This window comes from Streptosporangium sp. NPDC049376 (genome assembly GCF_044466505.1).
GTDB lineage: Bacteria > Actinomycetota > Actinomycetes > Streptosporangiales > Streptosporangiaceae > Streptosporangium.
In genome coordinates, this window is record NZ_JBITMT010000014.1 from 135,685 (window position 1) to 149,922 (window position 14,238).

15 protein-coding genes and 1 pseudogene are annotated in these 14,238 nt (G+C 67.4%); 13 read left to right on the forward strand and 3 right to left on the reverse strand.

Features of this window, described 5'->3' with window-relative positions; translation table 11 throughout:
- Positions 1-88: 88 nt before the first annotated feature.
- Both ACIBVQ_RS29475 and ACIBVQ_RS29480 read left to right on the forward strand, forming a co-directional pair.
- The gene (locus ACIBVQ_RS29475) at positions 89-1,465 is read left to right on the forward strand and encodes a hypothetical protein (RefSeq protein ID WP_399181417.1); all 1,377 of its coding nucleotides are present in this window, start codon (positions 89-91) and stop codon (positions 1,463-1,465) included.
- Positions 1,462-2,607 (forward strand): polysaccharide deacetylase family protein, encoded by a 1,146-nt coding sequence (locus tag ACIBVQ_RS29480; RefSeq protein WP_399181419.1) that lies wholly within the window; start codon positions 1,462-1,464, stop codon positions 2,605-2,607. The genes ACIBVQ_RS29475 and ACIBVQ_RS29480 overlap by 4 nt, the downstream gene beginning before the upstream one ends.
- Before the next feature lie 3 nt (positions 2,608-2,610).
- On the opposite strand, the gene ACIBVQ_RS29485 is transcribed toward ACIBVQ_RS29480, so the two are convergent.
- Positions 2,611-3,450 carry an SAM-dependent methyltransferase gene (locus ACIBVQ_RS29485; RefSeq protein ID WP_386189597.1) on the reverse strand — a complete coding sequence of 280 codons (840 nt, stop codon included), beginning with the start codon at positions 3,448-3,450 and terminating at the stop codon, positions 2,611-2,613.
- Between the two features lie 146 nt (positions 3,451-3,596).
- On the opposite strand from ACIBVQ_RS29485, the gene ACIBVQ_RS29490 reads away from it, so the two are divergent.
- Positions 3,597-4,484, forward strand: coding sequence for a helix-turn-helix domain-containing protein (locus ACIBVQ_RS29490; protein WP_399181517.1), 888 nt, complete (start codon positions 3,597-3,599; stop codon positions 4,482-4,484).
- A gap of 82 nt (positions 4,485-4,566) precedes the next feature.
- Positions 4,567-5,229, forward strand: coding sequence for an HAD family hydrolase (locus ACIBVQ_RS29495; RefSeq protein WP_362911251.1), 663 nt, complete (start codon positions 4,567-4,569; stop codon positions 5,227-5,229).
- On the opposite strand, the gene ACIBVQ_RS29500 is transcribed toward ACIBVQ_RS29495, so the two are convergent.
- On the reverse strand, positions 5,210-6,478 hold the full coding sequence (locus ACIBVQ_RS29500) for a transcriptional regulator (RefSeq protein ID WP_399181422.1): 1,269 nt from the start codon (positions 6,476-6,478) through the stop codon (positions 5,210-5,212). The genes ACIBVQ_RS29495 and ACIBVQ_RS29500 overlap by 20 nt on opposite strands.
- 394 nt (positions 6,479-6,872) lie before the next feature.
- Here ACIBVQ_RS29500 and ACIBVQ_RS29505 point away from each other — a divergent pair, with 394 nt between their 5' ends.
- The 6 genes from ACIBVQ_RS29505 to ACIBVQ_RS29530 all read left to right on the forward strand — a co-directional run bounded on the left by ACIBVQ_RS29505 (position 6,873) and on the right by ACIBVQ_RS29530 (position 9,519).
- A complete protein-coding gene (locus ACIBVQ_RS29505; RefSeq protein WP_399181425.1) occupies positions 6,873-7,100 on the forward strand; it encodes a hypothetical protein in 228 nt (75 codons plus the stop codon).
- Between the two features lie 406 nt (positions 7,101-7,506).
- Positions 7,507-7,845: a hypothetical protein gene (locus tag ACIBVQ_RS29510; RefSeq protein WP_399181428.1), complete on the forward strand. Its 339-nt coding sequence runs from the start codon at positions 7,507-7,509 to the stop codon at positions 7,843-7,845.
- A 353-nt stretch (positions 7,846-8,198) separates the two neighbouring features.
- Positions 8,199-8,432 (forward strand): hypothetical protein, encoded by a 234-nt coding sequence (locus ACIBVQ_RS29515; RefSeq protein WP_399181430.1) that lies wholly within the window; start codon positions 8,199-8,201, stop codon positions 8,430-8,432.
- An 18-nt stretch (positions 8,433-8,450) separates the two neighbouring features.
- A complete protein-coding gene (locus ACIBVQ_RS29520; protein ID WP_399181432.1) occupies positions 8,451-8,675 on the forward strand; it encodes a BldC family transcriptional regulator in 225 nt (74 codons plus the stop codon).
- Between the two features lie 323 nt (positions 8,676-8,998).
- Positions 8,999-9,151, forward strand: a complete 153-nt coding sequence (locus ACIBVQ_RS29525; RefSeq protein ID WP_399181434.1) for a hypothetical protein — start codon at positions 8,999-9,001, stop codon at positions 9,149-9,151.
- A gap of 35 nt (positions 9,152-9,186) precedes the next feature.
- A complete protein-coding gene (locus ACIBVQ_RS29530; protein WP_399181436.1) occupies positions 9,187-9,519 on the forward strand; it encodes a transposase in 333 nt (110 codons plus the stop codon).
- Here ACIBVQ_RS29530 and ACIBVQ_RS29535 read toward each other — a convergent pair.
- Positions 9,498-9,955, reverse strand: a pseudogene (locus tag ACIBVQ_RS29535) (transposase); the annotation flags it as partial. The gene ACIBVQ_RS29530 and the pseudogene ACIBVQ_RS29535 sit on opposite strands and share 22 nt — an antisense overlap.
- 147 nt (positions 9,956-10,102) lie before the next feature.
- Here ACIBVQ_RS29535 and ACIBVQ_RS29540 point away from each other — a divergent pair.
- From ACIBVQ_RS29540 to ACIBVQ_RS29550, 3 genes are all read left to right on the forward strand, one after another.
- Positions 10,103-12,163, forward strand: a complete 2,061-nt coding sequence (locus ACIBVQ_RS29540; RefSeq protein ID WP_399181438.1) for an AIPR family protein — start codon at positions 10,103-10,105, stop codon at positions 12,161-12,163.
- A gap of 153 nt (positions 12,164-12,316) precedes the next feature.
- Positions 12,317-13,576: an ATP/GTP-binding protein gene (locus tag ACIBVQ_RS29545; protein WP_399181440.1), complete on the forward strand. Its 1,260-nt coding sequence runs from the start codon at positions 12,317-12,319 to the stop codon at positions 13,574-13,576.
- Entirely contained in the window at positions 13,573-14,238 is a 666-nt protein-coding gene (locus ACIBVQ_RS29550) for an RloB family protein (RefSeq protein WP_399181442.1), read from the forward strand. Before ACIBVQ_RS29545 ends, ACIBVQ_RS29550 begins: the two co-directional genes overlap by 4 nt.

The window sequence follows — 14,238 nt, forward strand, 5'->3', positions numbered from 1 at the left end:
AGCGTCTTCCCTGGGCCTGTTCCGCGGGGAGTCGCCCAGGTGTTCCGCGGGACGGGCCCTCGTTGGAACCAGGGCGACGGGGGCGGTCATGAGACGGCTGGAAGACGGACGAGGGCGGCTTCGCGCCGGCACGGCCCTGGTCATCGCGCTCGCGTGCGTGCCGGGATGCGGGAGCGGCCCCGCCGTACCGGCAGGCCCCGCCGAGCCCGCCGGGTCCCCGCACGGGCGGATCCCGGCGAGGGCGGAGCCGAAGACGCCGGACGTCTACGCCCACGACCGGCCGGGGATGCTCAGCCCGGCCGTGAGGGACTTCCCGCCGCGGGTCTACGTGCCCAACAGCGAGAGCGACACCGTCAGCGTGATCGACCCGAGGACCTACCGGGTGATCCGCGAGTTCCCCGTCCACGGACGGCCACAGCACGTCGTCCCCTCGTGGGACCTCAAGACGCTGTGGGTCAACAACAACGACGGCAACACGCTCACCCCGATCGACCCGAAGACCGGCAGACCGGGCAGGTCCATCCCCGTCGACGACCCCTACAACCTGTACTTCACCCCGGACGGCCGCACCGCCCTGGTGATGGCCGAACGCAACAACCGCCTCGACTTCCGCAACCCGCGCACCATGCGGCTGCGGTACTCGCTGCCGATGCCCTGCCGGGGCGTCAACCACGGCGACTTCACCGCCGACGAGACGGTCTTCCTGGCCAGCTGCGAGTTCTCCGGCCAGCTGGTCGCCGTGGACGTGGCCGCCAGGAAGGTCCGCGCCGTCGTCGACCTGACCCAGGCGAAGGTGCCCCACGGCCACCCGGACACCGACGGCGTACGGCACGCCACGGCCGACGGCCACACGACGTCCGGAGGGCATGCGCGGGCTGGGCACGCGATGCCGGGTGGGCGGGCGTCCGGGGGGCAGGGGAGGACCGGGGAACACGCGCCGGGTGAGCATGTGACGTCCGGAGGGCACGTGGTGACCGGGGGGCATGGGACGGCCGGGGTTCGGGGGAGCATGCCGCAGGACGTCAAGTTGTCCCCCGACGGCACCACCTTCTACGTCGCCGACATGTCCAGGAACGGGGTGTGGCTCGTCGGCGCGAAGGACTTCCGGGTGAAACGCTTCGTCAGGACCGGAGAGGGAGCCCACGGGCTCTACGTCAGCCGTGACTCGAAGCTGCTGTACGTGTCCAACCGGGGTGAGGGGTCGGTCTCCGTCATCTCCTTCGCCCGCCACAAACCGGTCGCCACCTGGCGCATCCCCGGCGGCGGCTCACCGGACATGGGCGGCCTGTCCGCCGACGGGCGCCGCCTGTGGCTGTCCGGCAGGTACGACGGGGTCGTCTACGTCCTCGACACCGCCGACGGCCGTCTCATCCGCAAGATCCCCGTCGGCGCCGGACCGCACGGCCTGGCCGTCTACCCCCAGCCGGGACGCTACTCGCTCGGCCACACCGGGATCTTCCGGTGAACGGGGAGGCCGTGGTCGGACGGCGCCTGGTCCTGGGCCTCGGGATCGTCGCCGCCCTCGGCGGCGTGGTCTCCTGCTCCCCGGGCAGGAAGGGGCCGGGCGCGGCTCCCGAGATGGTCCCCGAGGCGGTTCCGAGGACGGTCCCCGGGGGGACCTCCCTGGTGCCGACTCCCCGGCCCCTCTCCGTCCCGGCCGCTCCGGGCCTCGCCGTGGGGCCCTCTGCGAGCCCCGCTGTGGGCCCTCGCCAGGCCGTTCAAGAACCCTGGCAACCCTTCCCCGACGACCGGCACCCCGCCCCGGGCCCCTGGCGGCCCACCGCTCCCGGGCAGGCCGCCTCGGATCTCCAGCACCCCGTCCGGAGATCATGGCGGCCCACCTCCGATCCTCCGGATCTTCAGAGCCCCGCCCCCGGTCCCGGGCAGGCCGTACCGGACCCGTGGCAGGCCCTGGGCATCCACCCCGCCCCCGCTCCCGGTCCCGCCGCCACCCCGGCCACCCGGAAGCGCATGTCCGCCAGGAGGCGGTCCGGTGCCGGGCGCATGGCCCGCGAGGTGAGCAACGGTCCCCGGGACCGGCCGAAGGTCGCGCTGACCTTCCACGGCGCCGGACCGGCCGACCTGGCCGAACGCGTCCTGTCCGAGGCCGAACGGCACGGCGCCCACCTGACGGTCCTCGCGGTCGGCGACTGGCTCGCGCGGTACCCCCGGATGGCCCGGCGCGTCCTGTCCGGTGGCCACGACCTGGGCAACCACACCGAGCACCACCTGGACATCTCCTCGATGGGGGAGCGCGAGGCCTACGACGAGATCGCCCGGTGCGCCGCCAGGCTGCGCCGCCTCACCGGGACGATCGGCTCCTACTTCAGGCCGTCGAGAGCCCACCACGCCACACCCATGGTCCGCGAACTCGCGGCCCGCGTCGGCTACCGGACCTGCCTGTCCTACGACGTGGACTCCGACGACCACAACGACCCCGGAGTCGCGACCGTCACGGCCAACGTCCTGGACACCGTACGGCCGGGCTCGATCGTCAGCCTGCACCTGGGCCACCCCGGTACGGCGGAGGCGATGCCCCACATCCTCAGGGGCCTGGCCCGCCGCCGCCTCCACCCGGTGACCGTCACCGACCTCCTCGTCCTCTGACGGTCAGGGCTTTCTGGCGAGGGCACCGTACTGGGAGATCCGGGTGGGGAGCCCACCGATCTCGGGGAGGTCGGGGCGCCACAGGGAGCACGAGACCAGGCCGGGGTCGAGGATGTCGAGGCCGTCGAAGAAGCGGGCGATCTCCTCGCCGCTGCGGGCGGTGATCGGGGGCGTGGCGTGCTCGTTCCAGAACCGCATCGCCTCGACGTTCGCCTCCCCGCCCAGTTCCAGGGTCGGGTGGGTGAGCACCAGGTAGCTGCCCGAGGGCACCGCCGCCATCAGCCCGCGCACGATGGCCAGCGCCTCGTCGGTGTCGAGGATGAAGTTCAGGATGCCCAGCAGCATGACCGCGACGGGCCGGTCGAGGTCCAGTGTCCTGGCGGCCTCGCGCAGGATCTTCGCGGTGTCGCGGGCGTCGGCGTCGATGTAGTCGGTCGCGCCCTCGGGCGTGCTCGTCAGCAGGGCGCGGGCGTGCACCAGCACGAGGGGATCGTTGTCGACGTAGACGATCCGCGACTCGGGGGCGAGGCGCTGGGCGACCTCGTGGGTGTTGTCCACGGTCGGCAGGCCGGTCCCGACGTCGAGGAACTGCCTGACGCCCGCCTGCCCGGCGAGGTGGCTGACCACGCGGCCAAGGAAGGCGCGGTCGGCGCGGGCGACGTGCACGATGTTCGGGAACATGCCGAAGACCCGTTCGCCGACCTCACGGTCCGCCGGGTAGTGGTCCTTACCGCCAAGCCAGTAGTTCCAGACCCTGGCGTTGTGCGCGACCCCGGGGTTCAGCCTGGTGGCCTCGGAGAAACCCGTCCTGTCGTCCACAAGCTCTCCCTGCTCCCGTGTCATGACGCCTCCGTCATGATCATTAGGATGATAATGAACACTTGGTTCCATGGATTCATCCCCCTGTGCCGGACCTGTCCGGCATGTAAAGCTTGGACCCGGCCGTACATCCTGAATAGGGAGCGAGCGTGCGTACTGTTCGGACGAGCATGACCTCGTCGGAGGAGAACCTCACGCCTGACTACCGGCGGACGGGACCAACGGTGGCGCGGATGCTGGTCGGCGCGCAGCTGCGCCGGCTGCGCGAGGCCAGGGGCGTCACCCGCGAGGAGGCCGGGGAGTACATCCGGGCCTCGCACTCCAAGATCAGCAGGCTGGAGCTCGGCCGTACCAGCTTCAAACGGCGTGACGTGGCCGACCTCCTCACCCTGTACGGCGTGGCGGACGAGGCCGAGCGCGCGACGCTGCTCTCGCTGGCCGAACAGGCGAACGTGCCGGGGTGGTGGCAGGACTACCACGACGTGGTGCCCGACTGGTTCGAGGCCTTCCTCGGCCTCGAACAGGCCGCGAGCGTCATCCGCAGCTACGAGGTCCAGTTCGTCCCCGGCCTGTTGCAGACCGAGGGCTACGCGCGGGCCGTCGTCCAGCTCGGCCGTCGCGACGTCAGCCCCCTGGAGGCCGAACGACGGGTGGCCCTGCGGCTGCGGCGCCAGGAGCTGCTGCTCCGGAGGAACCCCCCGAAGCTGTGGATGGTGATCGACGAGGCCGCGCTACGCCGTCTCATCGGCGGCTCCGTGACGATGCGCGCCCAGATCGAGCACCTCATCCGCCTGTCCGCACTGCCCCACGTCACCCTGCAGATCATGCCGTTCCACATGGGGGGACACGCCTGCGCGGCGGGCCCCATCACGATCCTGCGCTTCCCCGAGGGGGAACTGCCCGACGTGGTCTACCTCGAACAACTCGCCGGTGCCCTCTACCTGGACAAACCTTCGGAGACCGAGAAGTACTGGCACGTCATGAACAGCCTCGACATAGAAGCCGAACAACCGAACGCGACCCCGATGATCCTGGAACGAATCCTCAAGGAACTGTGAGGGCTTCGGGCTTTCGCTGAGGGTGTGTTTCCTGTCGTCTTCATGTCCGCTTGTGCGGGAGGGGGCGTCGTAGGCTGCGGGCATGATTCGCGCGGTGGTGTTCGATGTCGGTGAGTGCCTGGTGGATGAGAGCCGTGAGTACGGCACCTGGGCGGACTGGCTCGGTGTTCCCCGGCATACCTTCAGTGCCGTGTTCGGTGCGGTGATCGCTCAGGGGCGTGACTACCGGGAGACCTTCCAGGTGTTTCGTCCAGGGTTCGACCTGGACAAGGAGCGGGAGGTTCGTGCGGCGGCGGGCCGGGCGGAGACCTTCGGTGAGGAGGACCTCTACCCGGATGTACGGCCCGCGCTGGCGGCGTTGCGCGAGGCCGGCCTGTGGCTGGGGATCGCCGGTAACCAGACCGTGCGGGCCGGTCGCATCCTGCGGGAGCTGTTCGCCAAGGACGTGGACCTGATCGGCACCTCCGACGACTGGGGGGCGGCCAAGCCTGACCCGTTGTTCTTCACGCGGCTGGCTGAGATGGTGCCGTTCGAGGCCGGGGAGATCTTGTATGTGGGGGATCGCCTGGACAACGACATCCGCCCGGCGGTGGCGGCGGGGATGAGGACCGCGCTGGTCAGGCGCGGCCCGTGGGGAACCATCCAGCAGGCCGACCCGGAGGCCGCCCGGCTCCCCAGCCTGCGCCTTGACTCCCTGGCTGATCTGCTGGGCGGGATAGAGACGCTCAACGCTGAAGCGCGATGAGGGTGGTGCGCCACTCGTACAGGTGATCGTCCAGTTGGAGAACGCAGTCGAGGTCGGCCCATCGTTCGAGAGCTCGCCGTACCTCGCGGATGCGTTCCATCCCCGTGGCGTACCAGGTGATCGACAGTTGGTCGAGGGCTTCGCCGGCGTGGGCGCATGCGGCTTCCGGGTTGCCTTCGGCGGCCTCGACGGCGGCCAGGTCGCCCAGGACGACGGTGCGCTGTTTCCTGGCCTCGTCGGGCAGTTCTTCCAGAACGTGAAGAAGGGTCTGACGGGCCTGGGGCAGGTGGCCTGCCTTGAGCTGGGTGTTGCCTTTGAAGGAGGCCAGACGGATCGGTGAGAACCAGTCGAACCACTCCGGCAGCGGGGTTTCGTCAGCGTCGGCCAGGGTGTCTTCTGCCTTGGTGATGACGCGTAGCGCTTCCCGGTGTTTGCCGCATCGTGTCTCACATTCCGCTTCGACCGCGTACAGCCAGGCCGTGAAGAGTGCGGGTGTGGAACCCGCACGTCGCATGTAGGCACGGGCGGCGCGGAGTCGTTCGGCGGCTCCGTCCCGGTCTCCTGCCCAGCCGGGCACGAAGGCGGCGTGGCCCAGGATGGCGGCGCCGAGCAGTTGGTCGTCGGCGGCTCCGGCCGCCTGCAGAGCTTCAACGAACCTGGCGTCGGCCTCGTTCGGCTGGCGCAGGTCGAAGAACTCGATGCGGCCCACCAGCAGGAGGGACTCGGCCAGGGCTGTGGCGAGGACGCGTCGGGGCGCGCCGCTCATCTCGCTGAGCAGCTGGGTGCCGAATCGTGTGTGTTCTGTCGCTGCGGCGCGGATCAGGGGTGGCTGGACGCGCCAGTACAGCCGTCTGTGTGCCTTGGTCACAGAGGCGTAGTCCACTGCGATCGACGCCGGTTGTGTCGTGGTCGTCGGAGATGGCAGAGGCAGCGGTGGGGTGGCCGACATGGTGGTCGAGGTTCGGGGCGTTGCGTTCTGCCGTTCGGGTTGGGCGCCCCAGGGCGGGGTGAATCCCAGCTGCGCGATCGGAAGCCCGAGGATGTGCTCAAGCAGGCGCTGGTGAACGGCGTGCGGCCATGGCGGGTTGGCGCTCTCCCAGCGGCGTACCTGCCGAAGGCTCACCTCGGTGTGGTCCACGCCGAGTTCGCTTCCGGCGCGGGCGAGCGCGTCCACCAGGGCTTGTTGTGAGGCGTATCCGGCGTGCTGGCGGGCTGCTTTGAGGTGAACGTTGCCGGACTCTCGCGGCATGACGGCCTCCAACCTTGAGCTACTACAGGACTTCAGAGTACAAAAAAGGCTACCTGAGGGGTAGTTACCTGCGCATACTCGCTGGCTACGTCCTTTAAGAGTCCTCTGAAAGTCCTCTAGATGGCCTTCTCTGAGCCGTGTGGCTGCCTCACCATTACAGACGACGAGCTCAGGCATCCATTTATGGGTTGGCCTGCCAGTAGCGGTCTTGCGCGCGGTCCATACCCCCGGCGTGAAAGGCCTGCCAGGGCAGCAACGTGGATACCTGACCCCTGCACCAGCCACAAGCTCTACCGAACGAAGGGACTCCAGGTCCCTACTGCCCGCAGGCGGACCCGCCCGGTGGCTGGACCGCCGGAACGAGTTCTTGATCAGAACAAGGGAGGCCCGAGCCGTGCACGACGACACGTCCACGACGACCGCCCCGGCGATTCCGGGGTGGCGGTTGATCATCAGTGATGCCGGGCGGTTCTGGGCGATCCGTAACCGTGCTTTCCCGCGTACGGCGTTGCGTGCGGGGGCGGAGCCGACGGTGGACGCCGACACCTTCGAGGAGGTTCGGGAGGCCGTGGCCAAGCAGGAGGAGAAGGCCCGCGATGCCGGTGAGGGGGCGGCCTCGTGACCGGTCGGCATCGGGACGGTCAACCGTACGCGCCGGTCTATCGAAGGGTGTGGGATGGCCCGGCCCGCGCTGAGGCCGAGCGAATCGACCTGGCGTGGGCGGACTGGACGGTTCTCTACAGTCTGGGCCGACGCAGCTTCTACGCCATGGCTGCCTGGGACGGCCCACGCCCGGTCATCGTCGAGGACTCGACTGGTGAGGGGTTGGAGGAGCGGATGCGGGAGGCGGAGATGATCCGGGCGATGCGGCTTGCGCCGCCTTCGTTGGCTCGGCGGAGGCGTCCGGCCGCTGAGGTGCGGGGCCGGGACGTGACCGAAAGGCGTTCGCCGGGTGGGAGGGCGGCATGATGCTCCCGGCCTGGGTTCCTCGTCAAGTTTCTGAGTTTTCAGATCGAGCGTGTAACTCCGTGCAGACGGCTCATCCGGGTTGGCTGGTCTTCCACAGCTCGCGGTCCGGCCTGTGGAGCGCCTACCGGAGCGCCCTGTCCGGCAGGCCGTACCCCGGGAAGGTGCTGTTGGTGCGGGCCGAGTCCGCCGAGGAGCTGGATCGCAAGCTGGCCGCCCAGGTGTCTCCGGTGGTGCCGCCGAGCATCCAGGCCGTCGCCGTCGCCCGCGCCATCCAGTCCGCTCGGGTCAGGCAGTTGGCGAGGGCATCCGGTCTGGTCCAGGCCGCTCGAACCGTACGGACCGGTCAGGGCGCCGCGCTGGATCGTCCCACCGGACTGCGCAGGTTACTGCGCTCGTGAAGCCGGTACGGCGGGCGGTGGAAACTCATCCCACCCGCTACCCGCCGTACCCCATGAACGTGCGGTCCAGGTAGGAGGGACCTGGACCGCACATCTTCGCAAGGCGGCTCCCATGCACGTTCTGAGCGTGTTGGGGAAGGGGAGTCGTCTGGCGCACCGGTCTCACTCGTGGGGCCGGCCCTCCTCCAGGGTGCCCGGCCGTCGTGCTCCCCGGCTCGGGGCCGGGCACCCGCCCCCTCGAAGGGCCTTACGACCGCCCTCATGACCTGCACGAAGAAAGGTCCACGGACTTCGGTGAAGTGCCCCCGGCCTGCGGCCTGAGTTTCTTGTCCGCCCTCCGAACCAGGACGACCATGACCGACTACGAGCGACGAATGATCGACCTGCTCACCAGCGCCCACCCCGCCTGGCGCTACGAACACCTCCACCTACCCGGTCTGCCCCGATGGTGGGCCATCCGCTACAAACCGCTCCGCCCCGACCAGCGCGCGGCCGGAGCCCGCGACATCCTCGGCCGAACCACCCTCCACCGCCTCGCCGACGCCCTGGCCCACCACGACGAAATCCTCCACCACACCCGCCCCTGACCCCTTTTGGAGCCCCCCATGTCCCCACTCAAGGCCGTCGCCCCCGACGGCACCTTCACCACCGGAGCCGGCACCACCGAACGCCTCCTCACCCCCGGCGAGGTCGCCCGCATCTTCGGCGTCGACCCCAAGACCGTGAACCGCTGGGCTCTGACCGGCCGCATCCCCTCGGTGAGAACCCCCAGCAACCAACGCCGCTACCGCGAAACCGACATCAACGCCCTCCTCAACACCACACCTTGATCGTTATCTCCCGCCTCTTCGAGGGGGCAGACGATCCCCGCGTGCGCGGGGAGCACTCACCGGCGTTCGAGAACGCCCAGATCTGCGGGGGACCATCCCCGCGCGGGGACGGTCCGGGCTACCCCTACCGGTACACGGCCTGAGTGGAGTGCTCCCAGCGCATCACCCGTGACCTGCGCGAGCACGGGTAGCGGGTGTCGGTGAAAACGGTCGCGGTCCGGATGTCGGAGCTTGGCCTGGTGGCCGCATGCGGCGTCTGCCCCGGTCGCTGACCCGTCAGGGCAGTCGGCCTGCGGTGCCGGATCTGGTGCACCAGCAGTTCAATGCGGTCACCGCGGACGTTTTTATGGTGCGGCGACGTCACCGATGAGGAGAAACTGTATCTGGCCACAGTGGAGGACCTGTTCTCCCGCCGCCTGCTCGGCTATGCCATGGGTGAGCATCACGATGCCGCCCTGACCGTCGCCTTGCTGTAGATGGTCGCGGCCATGCGGGGCGGGAACGTCGACGGGTGATCTTCCACACCGATCGCGGCAGCGAGTACACCGCCGCCCGCTTCCAGGCCGCCTGCCCCCACTGGGGTGTGGTGCAGTCGATGGGCCGGGCTGGCTGCGCGTTGGACAACTCCCCGGCCGAGTCGTTCAACTCCGCCCTCAAGGTCGAGCTCGCCTACCGGCACCGTTTCGCCACCCGCACCGAGGCACGGCTGAAGATCGCGACCTGGATCGCCGCTTTCTACAACATCTGCCGTCGGCACAGCGCCACCGACGGGCTACCACCACTCGTCTACGAACAGCGGATCACGGCCGCCACAGCGAGATGTCAGCAGCTCATCGCTGCATAGAAAGTCTCCACGGTTTCAGGGGATTGCCAGGCGGCCGATGAAGGCGGTGCTGGTGATAGGGCTGCTGCGATGATCGGGAAGACCTCGCGGGCGGCGTAGCGCTTGAGGTAGCGGATGATCTCTTTCTTCGATTTGCCCTTTGCCCTCGATGGTGCGGCGTTCGGCGTAGTCGCGGGTGCGTTGGGCACGGCTCAGACGGGTGAGACGACGATGTAGAGCGCGCTGTTGCCGCGTCGATCGTCACCGCGGTTGAGCCGGTGGCGGTGGTTTTGCCGGAGGATGCCTCGATCGGATTGACTCCGCATAGGGCAGTGAAGGTGGCCTCGCTGGTCAGCCGGTCGGGGTTGTCGCCTGCGGTGATCAGCAGGGCGGCGGCGGTGTCCGGACCGATGCCGTGCTGCTCCAGCAGCTCTGGGGCGCAGTCTGCGACGATTGTGGTCATGCGCCGCCCGGACGCGAACAACTCGCCGGGGCTCTGCATCGTGACAGAGCCGTTTGATTGACAGACTCACTCAGTTGGAAAATCTCATGAGCTCGACATGGTGATCCGTTGAGTGGGTGCGTGCGAGTCTGAGGAGGTTCGGTGAGTGTTCTGCATGTCCGACACATCGAAGAGGAGCTGAAGAGGTCCTTCGATGGGCTGATCGATCTCACCGATGTGGCCGAGAACGCGCCGCAGGCGCAGAGGGAAGCCCAGTTCTTGAGCCGTGCGCTTGCCGCATATGTTGCGCAGCAGGTAACAGGACGCTTGGCCGAAGAAGCGGCAGCGTTCGTGATCGACGGACGGGACGACAATGGTATCGACGCCGTCGCAATCGACGGTGATAAGCCGCACCTGTGGCTGATTCAGTCCAAGTGGGCTAAGGCTGGCGAGGGGACGATTGACAAGGAGACCACTCTCAAGCTCAAGGAAGGGCTCGATCTGCTACTGGAAGGGGAGTATGGCAGCTTCAATCCCCGCTTCGCGAAGCTAGAGGAGCGGATCGATGCGGCGCTGGGCGACCCTTCCGTAAAGATCACCCTGATGTTGGTCGTGCTGGGTGACCCGAAGATGGAGGACGTCGTTGAGAGGCCGCTGCTGGCGGCGGCCAAGAAGCTCAACGGGCCGAAGCCCGAGGACGAGGTTCTGGACATCCGCACCCTCGGACTTCATGACGTCCATAAGATGGTCCGCGCGAAATCAGCGCCGGCTCGCATTGATCTCTCTGTGACGCTTGACGGCGCTGGGCGTCTACAGGAGCCGTACCTCGCCTACTACGGGTCGGTGTCGGTTGGGCAGGTCGCGCGCTGGTACGGCGATCACGAGGACAGCCTGTTCGAGCAGAACATCCGCAAGTCGCTTGGCCTGACTGGAGTCAATCGTTCCCTTGTGGACACGTTGATCACACGTCCTCATGACTTCTGGTACTTCAACAACGGGATCACCGTCCTGTGTGATCGGGTCCGTCCGACGGTGCAGTATGCGACCTCCGACGGAGGCCCTCGAGAGTTCAAGCTGGAGGGCTCGAGTGTGGTCAACGGGGCGCAGACGGTCGCGGCAATCAATGAGGGATTGCGGCGCGCGCCGGACAAGGCCGGAGCGGCGCGGGTTTGGATTCGGCTGATCTCACTGGAGGACTGCCCGGAGGGATTCGCCGACCAGATCACCCGTGCCACCAACACACAGAACCAGGTGGGGCGGCGTGATCTCGCAGCGCTCGACGAGGTTCAGGTTCGCCTGCGGGAGGAGTTCGCGTGGGCGCTGGGCCATACATACGTCATCAAAGGGGGCGACGATGCGCCGGAGGGGAAACGGGGCTGTACGAATGTCGAGGCGGCGGAGGCGCTCGCGTGCACACATGCGCGTCCTGAACTGACCGTGCAGGCGAAGGCCGGCGGCGATTATCTCTGGGAGAGGAATCCGGGAAGCGCCTACGACCAGCTTTTCCCCAAGAAGATCAGCGTCTATCGAGTCTGGCGGTCCGTCGTCTTCAATCGGGAGGTGGGCGCCGCCCTCGACGAAGGGCACGGCCTTCGGGAAGGACTCACCGCCCGAGTCGCGGAACACGGACGATCCCTGATCACCCACATTACCTTCAGGATCCTGGACCAAAGCGGCATCAACGATCTGCAGTCCCCCTGGGAAGACACCGTCCTGCCTGCCGTCCCAGAACGAACGGCCACCGTACTCGCCTGGTTGGTACACCATGTGGAGGAACTCGGCGGCTACCCGGTTAGCATCTTCAAGAACCCGGAGAAGTGCAGATCTCTGGCTGCGTCGGTGATCGCGTCGGTCAACGGACAGGCACCGCCACCAGAGATTCAGGTGAAGAAGCGGAGCTCTCGGGCCGTCGGGGTGCTCGTTGACGCCGGGGTTATCGAGGAAGGGGCAGTGCTTGAGTTCCGCGTCTTCGGCGATGAGCAGGCCGGTATGAACGGCTGGATCGCAAAGGATCCGAAGCGGGGGCGGGCGACGTGGGTCAACAGCAGGTCGAAGCCGCTGATCTGGGAAGCGGATGGCCAGCCCTACTCACCAACCACGCTCACTGCGCATATGAGGCTGCAGGCGCTCGGAAAAAAGGGGGCGGTCCAGGGGACGAAGTACTGGTCGGTTCGGGGCAGGTCCCTTGTCGAGCTTGCCGAGCAGGTGAGGAACTCCGAGTAGGCGTCCACAAGGCATGAGTATCGAGCCCGAGGGCCGGTATGTCTGGTATCGCTGCCATGCTTCTCAAAACTCATCGAAGCGTGATCGTCGCCAGGGCGAGCCACTGGAAGATCGGACAGTTACTCTAACCGTAGAGTGGAAAGGAGGGACAGCGTGCTGCTCCGATTCCGTGTCGCCAACGTGCGGTCGTTACGCGATGAGCAGGAGCTGTCCTTCGTCGTCTCCGAACACGAGCCGAGCGCAGTGGCGCGGGAGACAGGACTCGGCACAGGTCGCTCCGCCGGTGTCCTCCCGCTGGTCGGCATCTTCGGCGCCAACGCCTCGGGGAAGTCGAACGTTCTGGCCGCGCTGACTGACATGCGCGCGGCGGTCCTCAGCTCCTACGCCCACTGGGCGTCATTCGAGGGAATCCCACGTAAACCTTTCGGGCTTGATTCCAAGAGCGAAAAAGAGCCGAGTTTCTTCGAGGTCGACCTCGTGATGGACGGGGTGCGCTGGACCTACGGATTCGAGCTGAGCTCAAGGCGCGTCGAGGCCGAGTGGATCCACAGCTACCCTCGCGGTCGTCGTCAGGTGTGGCTCGACCGTGATGCCTCACGAGCTGGCGTATACGAATGGCCAGGCAACCGGGTCAAGGACCGGGCGCAGCTAGCCAGGCGTACACGTTCCGACGCGCTGGTGCTGTCCACGGCCGGTACGGACAACCATCCGCAACTCCTGGCGCTCTTCCACTGGTTCCGTCGTAATCTGTGGATCATCAATCCCGAGGAGGAGCGGGAACAACGAGAGGAATTCACTCTGCGGGAGCTTTCCGGCAGTCGCGCACAACGGATCAATGAACTACTGAGGGTCGCGGATCTCGGAATCACCGGCGCGGAAGTCGTCCAGGAGGGCAAGGGCCGGCCGACGATGCGGCTGATCCACCGGTCGGCGACCGGGGACATCGCCTTCGACTGGCGGAGTGAGTCCTTCGGCACCCGATCCTGGTTTGCGTTGCTCGGCCCCTTGTTGCTGGCTCTCGATGAGGGTGCCGTGCTGCTCGTCGACGAGTTGGATGCGAGCCTGCACCCGCGGTTCGCCGCCGAGGTCGTCCGGCTCTTCCATGATCCGCATGCCAATCCCAAGGGCGCGCAGCTTGTCTTCACATCGCACGATCCGTCGCTGCTCATCGCCCCAAGCGGCGAGCGGCTGCTGGAGCCGGGCCAGGTGTGGCTGACAGAGAAAGACAAGGATGGCGCCACGGAACTCTACCCCCTGACCGCCGCCGAACCGGGGGAAGACGAGAACCTAATGGAGTCCTACCTCGCCGGGGCCTTCGGCGGGGTCCCCTCCATCGTGGAGGGACAGTTTGCCCGGCGGTTGTCCGCCGCAAGTACACGCGGACACCGGCGCACCGCAGAGCGAGCCCGATGACGCGCACGCGGGGGAAGGACACGCTGGGGCCGTCCAGACAGCAGCATGGCAAACGCAACCGAGTCGTCCACGTTTTCACCGAAGGTAGGCTCACCGAGCCTTCGTACATCGACATCATGAAAAAGCTCCTTGACGAGCGGGAGCTCCCCGTCGAGGTGCACATCGCGAACGCCGGTGCACCGGGCTCCCAGCGCAAGCCGATCGACCTGGTCGAGGCAGCGGTGCCGCTCATGCGCAAACTGACTCGGGAAGCAGAGCGCAATCGGCTGCGGGAGGAGATGATGCCGCAGGTCTGGTGCCTGTTCGACCGGGACGACCACCAGGAGTTCGACCAGGCTTTCAAGCAGGCCAAGCAGGGAAAGGTCCGCATCGCCTTCTCACACCCCTGCTTCGAGGTATGGCGGCTCCTGCACCACAAGGATGTGACCGGGACCTTTAGTCAGGTGTGTGATCTGGTGACGGATCGGCTCCCCTTCAGGAACGAGGTGGAGAAGATCAAGGAGGTGCATGCAGGCCAGGTCATGGGCCGCTACACCGAGGCGAAGCGGCGCGCCCTCCGGATGAACGCCCAGCACGGCGACCACGTGCCCCTCTCGAGTCGAGACCCGTACACCGATGTCTTCCACTTCGTGGAGCAGGGCCTCGGGATCACCTCCTACTGA

Bases quoted from the DNA above. Each gene is read 5' to 3' on its own strand.
- ACIBVQ_RS29475 (WP_399181417.1), top strand. From the start codon at position 89: ATGAGACGGCTGGAAGACGGACGAGGGCGGCTTCGCGCCGGCACGGCC.
- ACIBVQ_RS29485 (WP_386189597.1), bottom strand. From the start codon at position 3,450: ATGACACGGGAGCAGGGAGAGCTTGTGGACGACAGGACGGGTTTCTCC.
- ACIBVQ_RS29490 (WP_399181517.1), top strand. From the start codon at position 3,597: ATGACCTCGTCGGAGGAGAACCTCACGCCTGACTACCGGCGGACGGGA.
- ACIBVQ_RS29495 (WP_362911251.1), top strand. From the start codon at position 4,567: ATGATTCGCGCGGTGGTGTTCGATGTCGGTGAGTGCCTGGTGGATGAG.
- ACIBVQ_RS29500 (WP_399181422.1), bottom strand. From the start codon at position 6,478: ATGCCGCGAGAGTCCGGCAACGTTCACCTCAAAGCAGCCCGCCAGCAC.
- ACIBVQ_RS29515 (WP_399181430.1), top strand. From the start codon at position 8,199: ATGACCGACTACGAGCGACGAATGATCGACCTGCTCACCAGCGCCCAC.
- ACIBVQ_RS29520 (WP_399181432.1), top strand. From the start codon at position 8,451: ATGTCCCCACTCAAGGCCGTCGCCCCCGACGGCACCTTCACCACCGGA.
- ACIBVQ_RS29525 (WP_399181434.1), top strand. From the start codon at position 8,999: ATGCGGTCACCGCGGACGTTTTTATGGTGCGGCGACGTCACCGATGAG.
- ACIBVQ_RS29550 (WP_399181442.1), top strand. From the start codon at position 13,573: ATGACGCGCACGCGGGGGAAGGACACGCTGGGGCCGTCCAGACAGCAG.